This is a genomic window from Clostridium sp., assembly GCF_016650035.1.
Classification (GTDB): Bacteria; Bacillota; Clostridia; order Clostridiales; family Clostridiaceae; genus Clostridium_AD.
Genome location: NZ_JAENWM010000166.1, coordinates 1 through 3209, shown reverse-complemented (window position 1 = coordinate 3209; position 3209 = coordinate 1). Strand labels below are relative to the sequence as shown.

Genomic DNA, 3209 nt, shown 5'->3' with positions numbered 1-3209 from the left:
TAATATGCCAAAATTAGTAGAAGTATTTAATACATTAGAATTAATAAATTATTTTAAAGAAAGAGTTATAGTGCCAATGCTAGGTGAAGCTTTATTCCCTGAAAAGAAAATCCAAGATATCGAATTTGATATGATCTTAGGCTCAGGCGGTCTTCCAGTATCAGCAAGTGTTCATGCTTTCGATACAAAAACACAATTAGCTAGTAGACAGGCAATACAAAAGGGTATTCAAACATTAGCTCTTATCAAAAGACAAATTAAAATCACTGAGAAAGAATTAATCAAAATTCAAAATCCTAGAAATGATGCTGAGTTAGCTTTTGTTTTAACTCAACTTTATAATGATGCAGAAAACATGGAAGAAAGTATAAGAGTAAGAGCCGAAGCTATGAGAATGGAAGTTATTTCTAGCGGTAAAATTGCAATAAATGAAAATAATGTTGCAGTAACAATAGATTACTTAGTACCAGCTGGAAATAAATTACCTTTTAATTGGAGCGCGCCAACTACAGCTACCCCTTTAATCGATCTTGAAACTTTAGCAACTGCGGTTGAAGCCGAGTGTGGAAGTAGACCTGCTAGAGCATTAACTTCACGTAAAGTTGTAAAAGCAATTTGTGCTACTACTTCAATCAAAAAAGCAATATTTGGAACTAACAGTGATAAACTTGTAACTTTATCATTACTAAATGATTTACTATCACAATCTGACTTACCAATTTTACTAGTTAATGAGGCTAAGTACAAAATTGAAACAGCTACTGGCTATTCAACAGTAAGATACTTCCCTGAAAACATCATAAGTGTCTTTGGAAGTTCAACTTTAGGAGAAACTGTTTATGGTTTGACTGCTGAAGAGGTTAAACTTATTGGTGATGGCAATATGGAAACTGCAAGTATGGTTGGAAATGTTTTTGTAGGAACTTATACGAGTGTAGATCCAGTGGCAGAGTTCACTAAATCAGCAGCTACAGTAATTCCTAGTTTTCCTCATGCAGACGAATTGGGAATCGCGACTATAACATTAGCTTAATAAAAGGGGAAAATCCCCCTTTTATTTATATAGAGGAGGGGTATTTATGGCGATTAGTATAGATCAACAGAAATCAATTCTTATAATTAAAAATTATTTAAATGTAGGTGCCAATGCGAAGTATACAGATGATTATATTTTGGCTACTTATTCTATTGCAGTTGAAGAATTGATAGAAAGTGCGAGTGAAATTAAATTATTAAAAACTTTAGGCATAAAATCAAAGTCAGACGGTGTTCAGAGCGTTACTTTTAGTGATGGTGTTGAAGCTTGGGCTATTACCCCTAATATAAGGGCATTGCTACCGCTTCCGCTCGTAAGGTTGTGTTGATATGGTATTGTTTCCAAACAGTAGTGTGACAATCTATAACAAATACTATGATTACGTCAATGGCTACGACATGTACCAGAGGACAGTAGTTAAAGAGGTTAATTGGAATGGTGTTAGGAACGCTACAGTGTCAGATACAGGCTTATTACTAGCTGATTCCATCCGTATTATTTTAGATAAATTAGATAATTATATTTCACCTAAGAGTTTTAGAAAATTATCTGATATTGAAAGACCTAATTATTTTACTTTAGCGGTAGGAGACAAAATTGTTAAAGGTGAGATTAATTTTGAGATCACAGGAATTAAGCCCTACAGACTTGCTGATTTAGAAAATAATTTTGATCATGTTGTAAACATGATGTCTACACGAGAATTAAGTGATCATTTTGAAGTGGAGGGCAAATAATGAGTAACCATGTAAGAATTATTATGAATGCAACTCAAAAAATATTACTCGCCCGTTATCTTAATAAAGATGGTAGAGCTCAAGTAGAATTTACTAAAGAATGTGCAAAAAATATGAACGCATATATCCCGTATTTGACCGGAAGGCTAAAAGATATGATGGTTACTATTAATCCAACCAATGTAACTTATAATGCTCCTTACGCTAAGCGACAATATTATACTAATGCTGGTAATGGAAGACAGGGAACCTCAAGCGGTGGGCTACGTGGTAAGCAATGGGATAAGAGGATGTGGCTCCAAAAAGGTGACGAGATTGTATCAACTATAGCGAGTTTTGTAGGAGGGGGAACATAAATGGTTATTCAAGCAATTAGAAATTTTATAAAATTATGTCCTTACCTGCAAGAGTTTGAGGGCGCAGAGGGTGTTATAAAAGTAAATGTGGATTATTTGGAGGAACTTGCAACAGCGTATTCAATAGAGGAAGTCCCAGTAAATCCAATCTTAAAAACATATGTAAATGGTGATAGTATCAGACAATTCCAATTTATATTTGCATCCAGGGAACCTTTTGGTGCAGATGTGCTTCAAAATATATCAAATAGTGGATTTTATGAAGACTTTGCAAATTGGATTGAACAAAACAATAATAATGATATTTTTCCAATACTGGATGATGGTTACGAAAGCCAAGAAATTAAAGTATTATCTCCCGGGTATGCTTTTGCAGTCAGTGTGGATCAAGCTCGTTACCAGGTGGAAATGAGGCTGAAATATTATAAAAATTTAGGAGGAATGTAAATTGACAATTCGTAAAAGGAAGACTCAGGCTAACTATTTAAGCGTATTAGGTGCATTTGAATTATTAGGAGCAGGATTCACAGAGTTAAACGAAAGCCCCAGTGCACAAACATCAAGCAAGAGGTATATTAATCAATCGAGTACTACGCAGTCCATTATAGGTTATGAATGGGCAACAAGCTTTAATACTGACCAAATAGTAAGTGAGGCGGCTATTACTTATATTAGAAATATTGGAGAAATGCAATTAACAGGGATAGATTCAGAAACAGATTATTTAATCGTAGACTTAGATCAAGTTGGTACAGTTGAGGGTACTTATAGAGCAAGAAAGTTCAGTATTGCAGTGCAAGTTGATAGTTTTGATGACAATGATGGAGAGCTAGGTGTTTCTGGTAGTTTATTAGGAAGTGCAGACCCAATCGAAGGCACTTTTACCATAGTAGATAAAACATTTGCAGCCGGGTTTACAGCGAAAACTTTGGAACTTGATTATATAGCAACAGGTGCTATATCGGCTATTTCAGTACCTGAAATTACTTATAGTACAGTAGATAGCAAATTTATAGGTATACCTGCGGATACAACATCATTTACATTCATGGATGTAGCAGTAACTATGACCGCGACTCT

Annotated in this window: 6 protein-coding genes; all 6 read left to right on the top strand. The window is 34.7% G+C overall.

Annotated elements, in window-relative coordinates:
- On the top strand, positions 1 to 1033 hold a 1033-nt coding region (locus JJD95_RS20035; protein ID WP_291645273.1), incomplete at its 5' end, for a major capsid protein.
- A 46-nt stretch (positions 1034 to 1079) separates the two neighbouring features.
- Positions 1080 to 1364 (top strand): hypothetical protein, encoded by a 285-nt coding sequence (locus JJD95_RS20030; protein ID WP_291645271.1) that lies wholly within the window; start codon positions 1080 to 1082, stop codon positions 1362 to 1364.
- A gap of 1 nt (position 1365) precedes the next feature.
- Positions 1366 to 1773, top strand: coding sequence for a DUF6751 family protein (locus JJD95_RS20025; RefSeq protein WP_291645269.1), 408 nt, complete (start codon positions 1366 to 1368; stop codon positions 1771 to 1773).
- Complete coding sequence (locus JJD95_RS20020; RefSeq protein ID WP_291645267.1) at positions 1773 to 2129, top strand: minor capsid protein; 357 nt, start codon at positions 1773 to 1775, stop codon at positions 2127 to 2129. The genes JJD95_RS20025 and JJD95_RS20020 overlap by 1 nt, the downstream gene beginning before the upstream one ends.
- Positions 2130 to 2576, top strand: coding sequence for a chloramphenicol resistance protein (locus tag JJD95_RS20015; RefSeq protein ID WP_291645265.1), 447 nt, complete (start codon positions 2130 to 2132; stop codon positions 2574 to 2576).
- Position 2577: 1 nt separating this feature from the next.
- A partial coding sequence (locus JJD95_RS20010) for a hypothetical protein (RefSeq protein ID WP_367114862.1) occupies positions 2578 to 3209 on the top strand: 632 nt, incomplete at its 3' end.